The sequence below is a fragment of the Arthrobacter sp. GW822-FHT05G07 genome, assembly GCF_058799755.1.
Window position 1 is genome coordinate 350,700 of sequence record NZ_JBXALT010000001.1, and the last position, 14,792, is coordinate 365,491.

At 63.2% G+C, this 14,792-nt stretch carries 15 protein-coding genes; 7 read left to right on the forward strand and 8 right to left on the reverse strand.

Features of this window, described 5'->3' with window-relative positions; all coding sequences use genetic code 11:
* Window positions 1-300: 300 nt before the first annotated feature.
* Entirely contained in the window at window positions 301-1,275 is a 975-nt protein-coding gene (locus AC1RJY_RS01520; RefSeq protein ID WP_498601031.1) for an endonuclease domain-containing protein, read from the reverse strand.
* A 276-nt stretch (window positions 1,276-1,551) separates the two neighbouring features.
* Here AC1RJY_RS01520 and AC1RJY_RS01525 point away from each other — a divergent pair, with 276 nt between their 5' ends.
* From AC1RJY_RS01525 to AC1RJY_RS01535, 3 genes are read left to right on the forward strand one after another with little or no spacing between them, the layout of a single operon-like run.
* Window positions 1,552-2,496: an N-acetylglucosamine kinase gene (locus tag AC1RJY_RS01525; protein WP_498601033.1), complete on the forward strand. Its 945-nt coding sequence runs from the start codon at window positions 1,552-1,554 to the stop codon at window positions 2,494-2,496.
* Entirely contained in the window at window positions 2,471-3,430 is a 960-nt protein-coding gene (gene murQ, locus AC1RJY_RS01530; RefSeq protein WP_498601035.1) for an N-acetylmuramic acid 6-phosphate etherase, read from the forward strand. The genes AC1RJY_RS01525 and murQ overlap by 26 nt, the downstream gene beginning before the upstream one ends.
* A 51-nt stretch (window positions 3,431-3,481) precedes the next feature.
* Window positions 3,482-4,834 (forward strand): MFS transporter, encoded by a 1,353-nt coding sequence (locus tag AC1RJY_RS01535; protein ID WP_498601037.1) that lies wholly within the window; start codon window positions 3,482-3,484, stop codon window positions 4,832-4,834.
* A gap of 57 nt (window positions 4,835-4,891) precedes the next feature.
* Here the strand turns inward: AC1RJY_RS01535 and purN are convergent, their stop codons facing one another.
* Window positions 4,892-5,461 (reverse strand): phosphoribosylglycinamide formyltransferase, encoded by a 570-nt coding sequence (gene purN, locus AC1RJY_RS01540; RefSeq protein ID WP_014921038.1) that lies wholly within the window; start codon window positions 5,459-5,461, stop codon window positions 4,892-4,894.
* Window positions 5,462-5,472: 11 nt separating this feature from the next.
* Between purN and AC1RJY_RS01545 the strand changes: the two genes are divergently transcribed.
* Window positions 5,473-5,922, forward strand: a complete 450-nt coding sequence (locus AC1RJY_RS01545) for a hypothetical protein (protein WP_498601038.1) — start codon at window positions 5,473-5,475, stop codon at window positions 5,920-5,922.
* Window positions 5,923-5,976: 54 nt separating this feature from the next.
* On the opposite strand, the gene AC1RJY_RS01550 is transcribed toward AC1RJY_RS01545, so the two are convergent.
* The 5 genes from AC1RJY_RS01550 to AC1RJY_RS01570 all read right to left on the reverse strand — a co-directional run bounded on the left by AC1RJY_RS01550 (window position 5,977) and on the right by AC1RJY_RS01570 (window position 10,334).
* Window positions 5,977-7,308 (reverse strand): cell division protein PerM, encoded by a 1,332-nt coding sequence (locus tag AC1RJY_RS01550; RefSeq protein ID WP_498601039.1) that lies wholly within the window; start codon window positions 7,306-7,308, stop codon window positions 5,977-5,979.
* Window positions 7,309-7,742: 434 nt separating this feature from the next.
* Window positions 7,743-8,780, reverse strand: a complete 1,038-nt coding sequence (locus tag AC1RJY_RS01555) for a VOC family protein (RefSeq protein WP_498601041.1) — start codon at window positions 8,778-8,780, stop codon at window positions 7,743-7,745.
* Window positions 8,781-8,927: 147 nt separating this feature from the next.
* A complete protein-coding gene (locus tag AC1RJY_RS01560) occupies window positions 8,928-9,305 on the reverse strand; it encodes a hypothetical protein (protein WP_011773922.1) in 378 nt (125 codons plus the stop codon).
* Window positions 9,302-9,778 carry a J domain-containing protein gene (locus tag AC1RJY_RS01565; RefSeq protein ID WP_498601043.1) on the reverse strand — a complete coding sequence of 159 codons (477 nt, stop codon included), beginning with the start codon at window positions 9,776-9,778 and terminating at the stop codon, window positions 9,302-9,304. The genes AC1RJY_RS01560 and AC1RJY_RS01565 overlap by 4 nt, the downstream gene beginning before the upstream one ends.
* Window positions 9,779-9,911: 133 nt before the next feature.
* Complete coding sequence (locus AC1RJY_RS01570) at window positions 9,912-10,334, reverse strand: Hsp20/alpha crystallin family protein (protein WP_011773920.1); 423 nt, start codon at window positions 10,332-10,334, stop codon at window positions 9,912-9,914.
* Between the two features lie 153 nt (window positions 10,335-10,487).
* Here AC1RJY_RS01570 and AC1RJY_RS01575 point away from each other — a divergent pair, with 153 nt between their 5' ends.
* Complete coding sequence (locus AC1RJY_RS01575) at window positions 10,488-10,898, forward strand: MerR family transcriptional regulator (protein ID WP_498601045.1); 411 nt, start codon at window positions 10,488-10,490, stop codon at window positions 10,896-10,898.
* A 230-nt stretch (window positions 10,899-11,128) separates the two neighbouring features.
* Here AC1RJY_RS01575 and AC1RJY_RS01580 read toward each other — a convergent pair whose 3' ends face one another.
* Complete coding sequence (locus AC1RJY_RS01580; protein WP_498601047.1) at window positions 11,129-11,767, reverse strand: hypothetical protein; 639 nt, start codon at window positions 11,765-11,767, stop codon at window positions 11,129-11,131.
* Window positions 11,768-12,202: 435 nt separating this feature from the next.
* Between AC1RJY_RS01580 and AC1RJY_RS01585 the strand changes: the two genes are divergently transcribed.
* Complete coding sequence (locus AC1RJY_RS01585) at window positions 12,203-13,372, forward strand: glycosyltransferase family 4 protein (RefSeq protein WP_498601048.1); 1,170 nt, start codon at window positions 12,203-12,205, stop codon at window positions 13,370-13,372.
* Entirely contained in the window at window positions 13,369-14,754 is a 1,386-nt protein-coding gene (locus tag AC1RJY_RS01590) for a UDP-glucose dehydrogenase family protein (protein WP_498601050.1), read from the forward strand. Before AC1RJY_RS01585 ends, AC1RJY_RS01590 begins: the two co-directional genes overlap by 4 nt.
* The last annotated feature ends 38 nt before the right edge of the window (window positions 14,755-14,792 follow it).

The window sequence follows — 14,792 nt, forward strand, 5'->3', positions numbered from 1 at the left end:
GTGTTTCGTTGCCGCCCCGGTTTTACGTCCTCGTGGGCCCTGCGTTGCGAGGCCCGCTCTGCACCCTCAACCCACCCCATTCCCTGCACACCAGGCCCCACAAATTGCGCCCCAGCGTTGCGAGGCCCGCTCTGCACCCTCAACCCGCCGCATTCCCTGCACACCAGGCCCCACAAATTGCGCCCCTGCGTTGCGAGGCCCGCTCTGCACCCACAACCCACCCCATTCCCTGCACACCAGGCCCCACAAATTGCGCCCCTGCGTTGCGAGGCCCGCTCTGCACCCACAGCCGTGCGCGAATTACGACGCCGGGCCTCGCCACCCGCGCGACACCAACGCGTCGCGAACCTTACGTTCGGCGTTAGCCCATCCACCTTTCATCTGGACATCGGAGAATCTGAGCACGATCCAGCCCATAGCTCGAAGCCGGTCGTCACGTTCGATGTCCTTACCCCACTGCACGGGGTCGGAGCGATGATGGTCACCCTCATACTCCATGGCAATTTTGTACTCCTTGTACTGGAGGTCCGGCGTGGATATGTACCTACCGTGTTCATCGAAGACGGGCTGTGTGACCGCTGGCTCCGGCAGTCCGGCGTCGACGATTTTCAACCGCAGCCGGGATTCCTGCGGAGAGTCGACGCCAACGCGCAGCAACGGCAGAATCTCCCGGGCCATCCTGATTCCCTTGACCTTGGGTCGTCGGTCAATGACTTCCTGGATCGCCTCGATCGAGGACAACGGATTCTCCCGGGCCAACAGAAAGTCTCCGGCGGCCACAAGCGAAGACCGCCCCATGTGCCGCGCCAGATCCATCCAGGTCCACTCCGGCGAAGTCAGTTGGATCCCGTTGACCACGTGAACATCCCTGGCCAAGAGCGGAGCCCGATGCCCGACCACACCGCGACGCTTGACCCGCCCAATTTCGTGTCGTCGCGTCACATGAATAACGCCGTTCTTGGCCTCCTCCTCCAGATATATCGGAAGCGGGATCGACCAGAGGAGCGCAGAGGTCACGTGGCTGGCCGCGCATCTGGGAGTGACGGCCGTGTGCAGCCGTGCAAGTAGCGCCACGTTGGGGCTATCGCTCCGGCTCACCCGGATTCCGCGGCTGGGTGTGACGAGACTTGCCGATTGCAGCCTCCCGCGTGGCACGCCAGCCGCGTACGCATCGCTGACAAGGAAGCCTTCCGGGTCGATCTCCGACGGCAGTGGCATGGGTTTCCGCATGGGACCATGCTTGCCGGAAACGGTCAGCGGCGTTGCGTTATCCACAGATTTGGCCCCTGAGAGGCGCTGCGACTATTCCTCCACAGAAGTTACGCCCGCGTTGCGAGGCCCGCTCCGCACGCTAAGCGCAAGCCATACCCTGCAGATCAGGCCTCGCAACAGAGAGCCCACCCACTGAGAGGCCCGCTCCGCACGCTTAGCGCAAGCCATACCCTGCGGATCAGGCCTCGCAACAGAGAGCCCACCCACTGAGAGGCCCGCTCCGCACGCTAAGCGCAAGCCATACCCTGCAGATCAGGCCTCGCAACATAGGGTTGATCCATGGAAGCCACCGAGGTTGTTCTTGCTGCCGATGTAGGGAAGAGCCGTTGCCGCGTAGAGTTGCGCAGCGGTACGGAGTTGCTGGGTGCCGCCGACCAGCATGGTTTCCCCGGGGTGCACGTGGATAACGGGCCTACCCTCGCGTTCGAACTCCTCCTCGAGACGGTCAGCTTGTTGCCGCCAGGGCTTCCCGTCGGTGCGATCACCAGCGTTGGTGCGGCCGTGGCAGGCGTCGAAGCATCCGCGGAGAAGTCGCAGGAACTCGCCACCATGTTGGCTCAAAGGTTCAGCGTGCCTGCGGCGGTCCTCTCCGATGCCACGGCCGCCCAACTCGGCGCGCTCCAAGGCGCCCCCGGCACCACGCTGATCGTGGGCACAGGTGCCGTGGCTTTCCGCTTCGATGAGGCCGGTGTGCTGCACCGGGCTGACGGCTGGGGACCCTACCTTGGTGATCGCGGCAGCGGTCGATGGATCGGTCAGCAGGGACTCCAGGCAGTTCTTGAAGCGCACGACGGCGGCCCTGCTACGTCGTTGTCAGCCGCGGCTGGCGCTCTGGTGGACTCGGCGGAAATGCTTCCGGGGTGGCTCGCCGCGAACGAGAACCCCTACCGGGCAATGGCCCGCTTCGCGCCGCTGGTTCTGCACGCAGCGGAGGCGGGTGACGCCGTCGCACATGACATCATCGGCGAGGCTTGCCGCATCCTGACCCACACGGTGAAGCTTGCATCCGGCGACGAGGGCGGCAGACCCCGCGTGGCGATGCTGGGTGGTGTGGTGGGATCGGACTTCTTCGCGGCACTCTTGCGGAAGTCCCTCGCTTCGGCTGGGATTGAGGTGGTGGCACCGCTCGGCGATGGCTTGGACGGTGCTGCCCTCGCTGCGACGCGCCGCGGGCTCATCCAGGAAAGGTACATCCACCGTGACGGAACAAACTGGCCCGACTAGCCCCATTGACGCGGACAAACTCGCGGGCCTGCGCACGGAACTCGCCGGATTGCAGACCGAGGCCACAGCCGAGGGGTTGGACAATCTGGACATCCTGGGCACCGAAGAACTCGTTGCCGCCATGCTTGCCCACAGTGCAGGAGTACACGCTGCCGTTGAGGCCGCGAGTCCCGCCATTGTTCAAACGGTCGACGCCGTTGCGGAGCGACTCCAGCGCGGGGGCCGCCTTTTGTATGTGGGAGCCGGAACGGCCGGACGTCTGGGTGTGCTCGACGCGAGCGAGTGCCCGCCGACGTTCGGCACCCCGCCGGGACTCGTCGTCGGACTTATTGCCGGTGGTGTACAGGCCATCCAGAAGCCGGTGGAGTACGCGGAAGACAACGCTACGGCGGGCGCACGCGACCTGCACGATATCAACGTGACCGAAGCCGACGCCGTCGTGGGTATTACAGCCTCGGGCCGGACGCCTTACGTGATCGGCGCGCTGGAAGAAGCACGGAAGCGGGGCGCGTTTACGGCGTCACTGGCGTGCAACAAGGGCTCGGCGGTGAGTCATCTGGCGGATGCCGCGATTGAGGTGGTTGTGGGTCCGGAGTTCATCGCAGGTTCCACCAGGCTGAACTCCGGCACGGCCCAGAAACTAGTCCTCAACATGATCAGCACGTTGGTGATGGTCAAGCTCGGCAAGACGTACGGGAACCTCATGGTGGATCTGCGTGCCACAAACGAGAAGCTGCTGGCGCGCTCACAACGGACGGTTCAGCACGCCACCGGCGTGTCCGCCCAGGAAGCTGCCACGGCTTTGGACTCTGTGGGTGGTTCGGTCAAGGCGGCCATTTTGGTGCTCCTGACAGGCATCGAGGCTGGTCAGGCCAAGGGCGCTTTGGAAGAAGCCGGCGGTTTCCTGCGGAGGGCCATCGAGAACCAGAAGTAACGCGGACGGCGGTGCTCGCCCCAGCGCATAAAGTTGCTTGCAGGAGGGCAAATGAATACATACACAGCCGTGCCCAGCGGCGAACAAGTTGTGCAGGAATTGCCATGGCGGTGGAAAGTCCAAGGCAGGATTTTCCTGATCGGCGGGCTCGGCTTCATGTTCGACGCCTGGGATGTGACGCTCAACGGCATCCTGATTCCGCTGCTGTCCAAGCACTGGTCGCTGCAACCGGCTGATGCCGCGTGGATCGGCACGGCCAACCTGATCGGCATGGCGGTGGGTGCATTCGCATGGGGAACCATCGCGGACACCATCGGGCGCAAGAAGGCGTTCACTGCCACCCTCCTGATTTTCAGCATCTTCACGGTTCTGGGTGCATTCGCCCCGGACATCGTGTGGTTCTGCCTCTTCCGCTTCATGGCCGGCTTCGGCCTGGGGGGCTGCATTCCCGTGGATTATGCGCTGGTGGGTGAGTTCACGCCCCGCAAGCAAAGGGGCAAGGTGCTCACGGCCATGGATGGGTGGTGGCCGATCGGCGCCGCGCTCTGTGGATTCATCTCCGCCGGACTGGTTGCCGTTTTTGGCGACTGGCGGCTCACCATGCTGATCATGGTGCTGCCTGCGTTGTTGGTCTTCTGGGTTCGACGTTCGGTTCCGGAGTCGCCGCTGTTCCTGATCCGTGCGGGCCGCCGTGCTGAAGCTGCGGCGGTGATCGACGGTTTGGTCGAGGCCACCGGCGCCGAGCCCCGCGCGTACAGCCTGCCCGAACCGCAGGCCGCGCCGTGCCTCTCCCCCGGCAGCGCGTGGGCCCAGTTGCGCCGGATTTGGCAGTTCAACTGGAAGATCACCACGGCGGCCTGGGCCCTGTTCTTCAGCATCCTGTTGGTCTATTACTTGTCCCTGACATGGATGCCCCGGATCCTCATCGGTGCCGGATTCGAGGAGTACAAGGCGTTCGTCACGACGGCGAGCATGGCCGCCGTCGGACTTTTAGGCGTGGTAGTGGCAGCGCTGCTGGTGGAGCGTGTGGGCCGCAAGTGGATCCTGGCCATCACCGGTCCACTGTCCGCCTTGACTCTTGTGATCGTGGCCTTTGTGGTGGATGTGCCGTCGGCTGCTGTGTTCTGGCTGCTGGTGTTCGGCTTCGTGGTCCAGGTGGCCATCCCGGTGCTTTATGCGTACGTGTCCGAGCTGTACCCCACCGAACTTCGCGGTTCCGGCTTCGGCTGGGCTTCGACGTTCTCACGCATCGGGGCAGGCTTCGGTCCGCTGGTGTTTGCCTCGTTCTTCTGGCCGGAGTTCGGGTTGGCGCAGTCGTTCGCTATGGCCGGTGGTCTGGTGCTGCTGTCCGTGCTGTGGATGGCGTTCTTCGCGCCGGAAACGAAGCAGCGCGAACTCTCCTAACCCAACTGAGCCGCATTAGTGGTTGTTCCCAGCCCTGGGAACACCCACTAATGCCAGCTAGTTAGGTGCAGCGGCGAGGTCCGCCAGGGTCTGGACCAGGAGGCGGCGCTCCACTACCTTGATGCGCTCGTGGAGGGTTTCTTCTGAGTCCTCGGGAAGAACGGTCACGGCTTCCTGGGCAATGATGGGGCCTGTGTCCACGCCGGCGTCGGCCCAGTGGACGGTGCACCCGGTGACCTTCACGCCGTACGCGATAGCGTCGCGCACTCCGTGGGCGCCCGGGAACGACGGCAGCAGCGCGGGGTGGGTGTTGACGTACTTGCCACCGAAAGCGTTGATGAAGTCCTCGCTGACGATCCTCATGAAACCGGATGACACCACCACGTCCGGCTTGTAGGACAGGACCTTGTCGCGCAAGGCGGAATCCCACTCGGCGCGGGTTTCGAAAGAGTTGAAGTTGACCACGAAGGTCTCAATGCCGGCCTCGTCGGAGCGCTCCACACCGTACGTATCGGGCCGATCGGCGCCCACAGCAGCGATCTCGACATCCAGTTCACCCGACTTCACGGCGTCGATGACTGCCTGAAGATTTGAACCGGTACCGGAGACGAGGACAACAATGCGCATTGCACTAGCTTATGGGCGGCTCGCGTAGGCTGGAAAACATGAATCCCGACGTCGGTCCCAAGCCGAGCCAGCAACCCCGCTCCGAGGCCGAAAAGTCCGCCTTCGGCGTGACCCAGAACCTTTTCCGCGCTTTCCTTTTGACGGCTTTGGGCGCGTTCTTCGTGTTCTCCCTGAACGTGAATTACGTGTGGTTGAGCGCCATCCTGACACTTGCAGGCTTGGTGTTGGGCATCGTCGTTTTAGTACGGACGCTCAAGCACAAGCACCCGAAGCTGATGCTGTTCGGCACCATCTCAGGCCTGGTTGTCACGGCCGTCATGTGCCTCCTGATCCTGACGTCCGCGCTCTTCTTCAACCAAGTCAGCACCTACCAGGACTGCTCACGCTCGGCGCTCACGGAGTCCGCCAAGACACAGTGCCTCACGCAGCTCGAGAACTCGATGCCGGGACCGTTGCGATAACACCGCTGCGGTAACACCCGCTGCGGTACCTCAGCGCTGACTGAACGAACCCGCTCAGGCGTGTTCGTCGTCGTACGCTGCTTCGTCGAGATTCGCTTCGCGGAGCTTCTGGCGGCGTTCCAGCCACGGCCCCACTGCGTAACCAATCACGACGCCGATGCCCACTTCGGCGGCCAGCCAGACCGCCGTCCACAGCGGGTGGGGTCCGATTTCCGTGAGCCGTCCAATGCCGGCGGAACCGCGCGCGATCCATGCCAAGGCCCCGGCAAGAAGCCCGGCAACGGCGCCAATGAACGCGCCCAGGAACAGTGTGGAAACGGTGGCTGTGAACCAGCGGGCTTTGATCTTGATGGAAAGCCACTCGTCAAAGTGGTTCTCGCCTTCGCGCAGGAACCACCAGCCCGCCAGGATCCCGGCGACGACGGGCAGCGCGAGGGCCATGGCACCGAACTCGAGCTGTCCTGCAGGAAGTGCGCCAAGGACCGGCACGGCCGGAAGCGGTCCCACCGCGGTGCCCAGCGGACCCGCGGTGGAACCGATACCGAGCGAGAATCCGGCGCCGGTGGACCAGGACAGGGCAAAAATGACCAGGTTGGGCAGGAAGCCGAGCTGCGCGATGGTGAGTACGGCTCCGCCCAGGGCACCGGCTTGGATACCTTCGTAGACGGCGATAATGTCCGTCCAATGCCACACAATGGTCACGGCCAGGAGCAGTGCGGCCAAGCAGACGGCAGCCATCGTCGCTACGAAGCCAGCCTTCAACGCCGAGCCCACATATGAGCCCGCCCACCGGGAATGCTGGCTGGTCTTCGCGAGCCAGGCGACGGCGTCGACACCTATCAGGCGGCTCCACGAACCCGCCTCACGTCGGGCGCCCACGATCATGCCGAGGCCGAACGAGATCAGCGGGATGGTCATAGCGAACCAAAGGTTGATGACAACCTCCGGGTTTCGGCAAACGAAGCCGGTCGCCGAGCCGAATGCTGCATAGACCACGAACGCGCCAAGGAACGCCTGCCACAGCTGGTCCGTGTACGAGGCGCGGGCAAGTCGGCGGCCCGCCCGCCATGCGAGCAGGAACGGTATAAGCGTCAGGCCGAGCGGAATGAGCGACAGCAAACCCGAACCGGGTTGGGCCGCAGTGCCGAGGTTGACGTGCGCCAGTTCCAACGGAACACCGTGGATCAACAGCCAGGCCTGGCCGGCCAAGCGCGCCAAGGCGTCTACGTTCCGGTTCTGGAACCCGTCGGTGGCCCACACCCCCACCAGGGGCAGGACCACAACAATGGCTGAAATGAACGCTGCCTGAGCCGCTTCCAAACCACCCTGCAGCCAAAGGGGCATCGGGATGCCACGGTTTCCGGTCTGATCAGCGCGCAGTTTCATCGTGATCTATCGTGCCACGGTGCGCAGCACTCCCCCGGCAGGCGCCCCTGAAATACCGCGAATTCCAGCGCTTTTTGCCATGGGCCGCCGTAAAATTGGAGGTGTTCTCCCGGGACGGAGCCCTCAATGACCTCCTCAGCTCCGCCCAGCCCTGCGCAGACTTTGAAAGGCCCGGAAACAATCGAAGCCGGGAACTAGGAGCGGCCAATGGATAGGTGTCACAACTAACAACAGAAAGTCGTACTAGCAGCTGGTGCAGCCGCCTTGGATTCTCTCCATAGGCTGCACCAGCCTTCTTTTGTGTGCTCGCCCTTAGATCCCCCGCCGAGGGGTTAGCTCTCAGCACTTTGAGGCCAACTTACTGCCGAGAGCTCGCCCCTCGGCGATAGAAGAACTTAATGCTCGACGGCGGGTGGTCGCCTTAGTGCCGAGAGCTAACCCCTCGCGAAGAAGTCCACGCCCGACACGTACTCCATGGCTTTCACGAACTTCGGATCCGCAGCGCGGGCATAGGCCTCTTCCCCAGTGAGCTCAGCAACGCGGCTGTGGATCCACCAGAGATTCCCCAACGGATCGCGAACCCGGCCCACTTCTTCGCCCCAGAACATCTCGGTCATGTTCGTAACCGCCGTGGCACCGGCGGCGAGTGCGGCAGCGAAGGTGGCATCGCCGTCGTCGACGTAAACGCGGAGGAAAGCCGGAGTCGGAGGCCAGTCAGGGCGCGAGTCGAAGGCCAGGACGTTCGAGTCACCGATTTTCGCCTCAGCGTGCCCAATAGAGCCGTCCTCCATGGGCACGCGAAACGCTTCCTGGGCGCCGAAAGCAGCAGTGATGAAGTCGAGGAGCTCGGGAGTGCTGCGCGTAATGATCCACGGTTCCACTGATCGGTACCCTGCCGGAACGGCACGGATTCCGTCGGCCCGGACCAGCGGGGCCATTGCCTTGACCGCGTCCGGGACCGGCGCATCGGGTTGGCCCGTCATGTGCCGGCGGAGGGACTCCACTGCGTACTCCATGCCCGCCGTGTACTCGGGAGCCTCCCAACGGCTGGCGGCTTCGTCGTCCGACACGTCCTCCATGTGCGACATGATCCACCAGACGTTCCCCAGCGGGTCCTGGATGCGGGCGCCTCGGTCACCCCAAGCGCTGTTGTCGAGGACCGAAACGATGGTTGCGCCCGCCGCGAGGGCGGCGTGGAAGGCGGCATCGGCGTCGTGCGTGTAGAGGCGGAGGTACGACGGCGTTGCGGGCCAGTGCGGTCGGCTGTCGAAAGCGAGGACGACTGAGTCGCCAATCCGCGCCTCCGCGTGCCCAATGCTGCCGTCCTCACCGACGACGCGGTCGATCTCCTCCGCTCCGAACGCTGCCGTGATGAACTCGAAGAGGGCGTTGGTGTCCCGGGTGATAAGCCAGGGGCTGATGCTGGAGTAGCCGGTGGGAACTGTACTGATGCTCGGGTTTGCCGCGGTCATGTCCGTGTCCTCTTGGTTCGGATTCCGTGGTTTCAGGCTACGACTGGTTGAGGTCAGGATGCGTCCGCTTTACTCCCGTCGAGGGGCGGGATCTCGGGACTTTGGAGCTCGCTTTCGGTCGAGATCCAACCCCTCGCGCCTACCCTGCTATAGCTGGGGCCCGTAAATGAACTCCTTGGCATGGTTGACGGCCTTCTTGAAGGCGTCGTTGCGGAGCGTCACTTGCTCGCGGCTGGCTCCGCTGCTGGGTTCCATAAACGTTGTGGGGCCGGGGCGGAGCATCCAGATATCGCCGGCGGGCGGCAGGTAGAACACGCCGAAGGAGCGGTGCTCGGGGTCATCGGTCCAAATCGGCACGACAGCCACCGCAGCCCCGGTGTCCGGGTTGATCCACTGGGCGCGGGGCATGGGCTGTTCGTGGACTTCGGGATCCAGGAACGGGGCCGTCCCTCTCCCCCAGCGTTTCTCGAACCGTTCGTAGAACGCGGGGATGATGTGGCCGTCGTACGGACGCCAAGCGCTCATGAATTTCTCCTTCGGGTTCTTAAGGGCGATGGTTCCCAGCGGGCTGGTCCAAACGAAAGCGGGGACTGTTCGGGCGGCGGGGGCGTCGGATCGGACCGGTGGAAGCGGACTTTCACCGGCGTTCCGCCCGTGCCGCCGGGCGTCCGCCGCGCACTGTCGTATGCCGCCCGCTTCCCTGGGTCCGACAAAACGACGTACGCCTGCATGATGGCGTGCAGTTCCTGGAGGTCGGCCGCGGAGGTGGTGTCGCCGTCGTCGACCTTTTGGCGTGTGTCCGGGTGGTGGGTCCGTAGCAGCGTGCGGTAGGCGCGGGTGATCTCCCGGGCCGTCGCGTCCGGCGACACGTGGAGAGTGGCGTAGTGGTCAGGTTGGGTGCTCAATGCTGTTCCGGTTTCCTGCTGCGGGTTGGCGATGGCCCCCGGCCTGGACCGGGGGCCATCAATCGGGAGACGACGGGCGGGGGTCGCTTTCATGTGCGCTAAAAAACGCTGTGACGTGGCGCGAGGCCTGCGCCCAACTATTCCGATGCGGCCGCCTCCGTTGTTCCCGGCTGGCGTCCTGCCGGTCGGCTACCCCCGGGTGAGTCTTCCGGCAGGGCGGACGGGATTAGGCGTTGATTTCCTGCCTCTGCCCGTTGGATTGGATCTCGATGCGCCGCGGCTTGGCCTTCTCGGCGACGGGGATGCGGAGTGTGAGTACCCCGGCGTCGTAGCTGGCCTGGACGCCGTCGGTATCCAAGGTGTCACCAAGGATGAGTTGGCGGCTGAAGACGCCTTGGGGGCGCTCGGCGGCGATCATTTCGGTGTTCTCTCCCGCGGGCGACTTGCGCTCGGCCTTGACCGTGAGGACGTTGCGTTCGACGTCCAGGTCAACGGTCTGGGGATCCACCCCTGGCAGATCGAAGGCAACAACGAATTGTCCGTCCTCCTGCCATGCATCCATCGGCATTCCGGCCGGGCGTGCTGTTGTGCCAAAAACCTGTTGGGCGAGCCTGTCGAATTCGCGGAACGGGTCAGTGCGCATCAGCATTTGGTTCTCACTCCTTTGGTCTTGATGCTGATTCTGTTGTTCGTACCAGCCTGCTCGATCCTGCTCGATCTGTGATGGCTGGTATAGATTTTTTATAGCACCGGTGAGAGAGTGGATGCAAGTAGTTTTCTGGAAGATTTTTGGAGGTTCTTGATGGCAGCTTCGGATGGTCAGACTGCCGCTGAAGAGTACGACGGCGGACTGGCGGCTTCTGGTGCGGACGGCACCTCTGGCGCGGGCCTGGGTGCGCGCGGCGTCTACGCGATCTCGGTAGCTGCGGAGCTCGTAGGCACAGGGCAGCAGAACATCCGGCAATACGAGCGCAAAGGCCTGCTCACTCCGGACAGGACCGACGGCGGCACCCGCCGCTACAGCGAAAGCGACCTTGCAACCCTGCGCAGGATTGGCGTGTTGTTGGATGAGGGGCTGAACCTGGCCGGCGTGAAGCTGGTGCTGGAGCTCGAGGCGGAGAACCGGGGGCTGACGGAAGACAACCGCGGGCTCGCCGACGACAACCGGGAGCTGCGGAAGGATTTGAAGCGGGCGCGGGGTGGGGGGGACTGACGGGGCCCATGGTCTTTGACCAAGGTTGCGACCAATCTCAGTCGCAATGCCGCCTCTGAGCATCCGATCCGAAACGATTTGCCCTCGACGTGGTGACATCTGTGAAGAGCTGTCCAGACCCGAGAGCATACATATAAGTCCACTGCAAATAAGTCCACTGCAAACAAATAACAAGGGGGCCGGCGCCGCACACGTACCGGCCCCCAGACTCTAAAATTGGTACTGCCGCTCTACAGACCGGACCCGAACCCGACTATAGTTGGGTCGTTCCTGGATGGCGATGAAAAATCGACTTCCGAAAAGGCCAATCCGATTATCGACGACTTCGCGGGGACGAGATAAGCCCACGTCATGGTCGATTCAAAGCCTGGCTGCAGTTGAGCGTTGCACTCAGGGTTTCCCTTAATCTTGTAGGCGTCTTGGATTGGGCTGTACACCTGCGCCGAACCGTTGAAAACCTTGATGTCGATCGGGTAACCACACGTCAAGTCGATTGGGGCCTTGGCGTTGTTAGCAACGACAGCGTTCACGACAATGTAGCGGCCGCCGCTTTGAGCCGGAACATCTTCATAAGTTTCATATCCGCTTCCGGACCTGTAAGTGGAAGTGTTCATAGTGACCGTCGGAGACGAAACAGCTGAAGTCACGGTAATTTGAATGCCACCGTGAACAGCGACATCCCCGATCTGAGCCGTCTTTTGCGTAGGAGTTGGCGTCGACGTCGGCGTCTTTTGCGCCGGAGTCGTCGGCGTCTTATTCTCAGGAGCAGCTGCAGAGGCTACGCCTGATGACGACTCTGCGGAAACTGGGGCAATCGCCGGAGTGGCGCACCCTGTGAGCACAACCAGCGCACCAAGCGCCAGGAACATAACTTTTCTTTTCAACGGATCCCTTTTTGAGTGATGGCACTCCTAGCGAAAAGGAGCAAACTCAGCATAGAGAATACCGATTTGATTCAGAGCATGTGACATGCTGTGGGGCCCGACCCACAGCCTTCAGTTGACAAGAATGCAACCAATCCTTGATCAACTTGCTGTCTCGGCGGCCGGGGTGCGTACTGTCAAAACGCCCGCGTCGTAACGTACGTGGATTCCGGCGGCATTCGAGGCTGTGGACTAAACGCAGTAGAACGGTGACATGCACCATGTTAGTCACCGGACTCATGACTACATTCCTAGGCCGCTCTCCAAAGGAAACAACATTAGCCACCTCTGAGCCACCCAACCCACCTGTTAACCAACTCTTCCCCCACAAGCCACCCGTTCGAACCCGCAAAGCCAACCACCGCGACCACCGTTGTAGGCGTGAGGATCGCAATCGTCGCCGAATCATTCCTGCCACTGATGAATGGGGTAACCCATTCGATACTGCGGGTGCTGGAGCATCTGCAGGAGCGCGGAGATGAGGTGATGGTGATCGCGCCGTCGACGTCGGACACTGATGTTTCGAGCGTCGAGAAGGGTGCGTATGTGCACCGGCTTCCTTCGGTGCCGCTGGCCGGTTACACGAATGTGCGGGTTGCGTTGGGTGGTGTGAATCGGGTCAAGCGAATCCTTGCCGATTTCTCCCCCGACGTTGTTCACCTCGCTTCCCCGTTCGTCCTCGGCTGGCGCGCCGTGCAGGCCGCCCATCAGCTGGGCATCCCCACCGTCGCGATCTACCAAACAGAGGTCCCCAGCTACGCAGCCCGCTATGGCGTGCCGTTCCTGGAGAACTGGGCCTGGAACCGTGTGGACAACATCCACCTTCTGGCCACCCGAACCCTTGTGCCGTCTACCTTCGCGCTGAACCAGTTGCGCGGGCGCGGCATCCTGCGCGTGGATATGTGGCGTCGCGGTGTGGATACGGCGCGCTTCAACCCCGCAAAACGCTCGACGGCGTGGCGCAGCTCGGTAGCGCCCGACGGTCACCGCATCATCGGCTACGTCGGCCGTCTCGCTGTTGAGAAGCAGGTTGAGGATCTCGCTGTGCTGGCAGATTTGCCGAACACGAAGCTGGTCATCGTTGGCGATGGCCCGCAAAGGGAAGCTCTTCAAGCAGCTCTGCCGAACGCACATTTCGCCGGTTTCCTTGGCGGAGAGGCACTGGCGCAGGCCGTCGCGAGCTTTGACCTCTTTGTCCATCCAGGCGAGTTCGAAACCTTCTGCCAGACCATCCAGGAAGCCATGGCATCGGGCGTTCCCGTGGTGGCGACCGGCCGTGGCGGCCCCTTGGATCTCGTGGAGAACTCACGCACGGGCTGGCTGTATGAACCCGGAAACCTTGCCCAGCTGCGCGGTTATGTGCAGGACCTGATTGGCGACGACGCCAAGCGCCGCGCGTTCGCCTCGGCAGCAACAGCGTCGGTACAGGGCCGGACGTGGCCAGTGCTCAGCGCAGACTTGGTGCGCCATTACAACGAAGTCATCGCTGGCGTGCCCATCGGAACATCCGGGCCCAGCGAGTTCACCTCAAGCAAAGGACCCTCCTCATGAAGATCTCCGTGATCGGTTGCGGCTACCTCGGCGCTGTCCATGCCGCGACGCTCGCTTCGATGGGCCACACCGTGGTGGGTATCGACGTCGATTCCTCCAAAGTCGAGCAGCTCAACAAGGCGCTGGCACCGTTCCATGAACCCGGCCTGGACGAGCTGCTCAAGGACGGTCGCACCACCGGCCGCCTCGTTTTCACCACGGACTTCGCCGCTGCTTCCGATGCCCAGGTGCACTTCCTTTGCGTCGGTACCCCGCAGTCCAAGACATCCGATACAGCCGACCTCTCCTACCTCATGGGCGCTACGAAGAGCCTCCTGCCGCACCTGGCCAAGGGTGCCGCCGTCGTCGGTAAATCAACGGTGCCGGTTGGCACGGTGGAAACGCTCCGCGCGGTTCTGGCCCGACGCTCGGACGTGCTGCTCGGCTGGAACCCTGAGTTCCTGCGCCAGGGCACGGCCGTCAAGGATTCCCTGGTTCCCGATCGCCTGGTTTACGGCGTTCCCGGCGGCAAGGGTGCTGCCGCCGGTGCGCCTGTTACCGCTGTGTTGGACTCCGTGTACGAGCCGCTGATCTGCGCCGGCATCCCGCGTCTGGTCTGCAATTTTGCGACGGCGGAGCTGATCAAGTCGGCGTCGAACGCCTTCCTGGCCACAAAGGTCAGCTTCATCAATGCGATGGCTGAGCTGTGCGACGCGTCCGGCGCTGACGTGAGCGAGCTGAGCGAGGCGATGGGCCTGGATCCGCGCATCGGCAACCGGTACCTGCATGCCGGGCTCGGCTTCGGCGGCGGCTGCCTGCCCAAGGACATCCGCTCTTTCCGTGCCCAGGCGCGCGAACTCTCTGTGCCGTCCGTGGATGAGTGGATGGGCTTGGTTGATTCGGTGAACCTGGACCAGCGTTCCCGCACCGTGGAGGTGGCCCGCGAAATGTGCCGTGGTTTCCTGTCCGGCCGCACGGTGACCATCCTCGGCGCCGCTTTCAAGCCCGACACCGACGACATCCGCGATTCCCCCGCCCTGGACGTCGCCCAGCAACTCGCCGCAGCCGGCGCACACGTGACCGTCACCGATCCCAAAGCCATCAACAACGCCTGGATCCGCTACCCGCAGATCCGCTTCGAAGCCTCCACCAAACGCGCCCTCGAAGGCGCCGAACTGGTCCTGCTGCTCACCGAATGGGACGAATACGTGTCGCTTTCGCCTTCTGAAGTCGGTGCGTTAGTACGACGCCGGATGGTGCTGGACGCTCGCAACGTACTGGACGCTGAGGCCTGGCGGAGTGCGGGCTGGACGGTCCGCGGGCTGGGGACGGGAGCGTCGGTTGTTGCTGCGGAGAACGGCGAGGCGAAGCGTGCGGATAGGAAGAAGCACGCGGCACGCTAAGTCATAGAACACTTCTCCTCCCTTTGAAGTTCCGCGCA

Bases quoted from the DNA above. Each gene is read 5' to 3' on its own strand.
- AC1RJY_RS01525 (WP_498601033.1), top strand. From the start codon at position 1,552: ATGGAAGCCACCGAGGTTGTTCTTGCTGCCGATGTAGGGAAGAGCCGT.
- AC1RJY_RS01535 (WP_498601037.1), top strand. From the start codon at position 3,482: ATGAATACATACACAGCCGTGCCCAGCGGCGAACAAGTTGTGCAGGAA.
- purN (WP_014921038.1), bottom strand. From the start codon at position 5,461: ATGCGCATTGTTGTCCTCGTCTCCGGTACCGGTTCAAATCTTCAGGCA.
- AC1RJY_RS01545 (WP_498601038.1), top strand. From the start codon at position 5,473: ATGGGCGGCTCGCGTAGGCTGGAAAACATGAATCCCGACGTCGGTCCC.
- AC1RJY_RS01550 (WP_498601039.1), bottom strand. From the start codon at position 7,308: ATGAAACTGCGCGCTGATCAGACCGGAAACCGTGGCATCCCGATGCCC.
- AC1RJY_RS01555 (WP_498601041.1), bottom strand. From the start codon at position 8,780: ATGACCGCGGCAAACCCGAGCATCAGTACAGTTCCCACCGGCTACTCC.
- AC1RJY_RS01560 (WP_011773922.1), bottom strand. From the start codon at position 9,305: ATGAGCGCTTGGCGTCCGTACGACGGCCACATCATCCCCGCGTTCTAC.
- AC1RJY_RS01565 (WP_498601043.1), bottom strand. From the start codon at position 9,778: ATGAAAGCGACCCCCGCCCGTCGTCTCCCGATTGATGGCCCCCGGTCC.
- AC1RJY_RS01570 (WP_011773920.1), bottom strand. From the start codon at position 10,334: ATGCTGATGCGCACTGACCCGTTCCGCGAATTCGACAGGCTCGCCCAA.
- AC1RJY_RS01575 (WP_498601045.1), top strand. From the start codon at position 10,488: ATGGCAGCTTCGGATGGTCAGACTGCCGCTGAAGAGTACGACGGCGGA.
- AC1RJY_RS01580 (WP_498601047.1), bottom strand. From the start codon at position 11,767: ATGTTCCTGGCGCTTGGTGCGCTGGTTGTGCTCACAGGGTGCGCCACT.
- AC1RJY_RS01590 (WP_498601050.1), top strand. From the start codon at position 13,369: ATGAAGATCTCCGTGATCGGTTGCGGCTACCTCGGCGCTGTCCATGCC.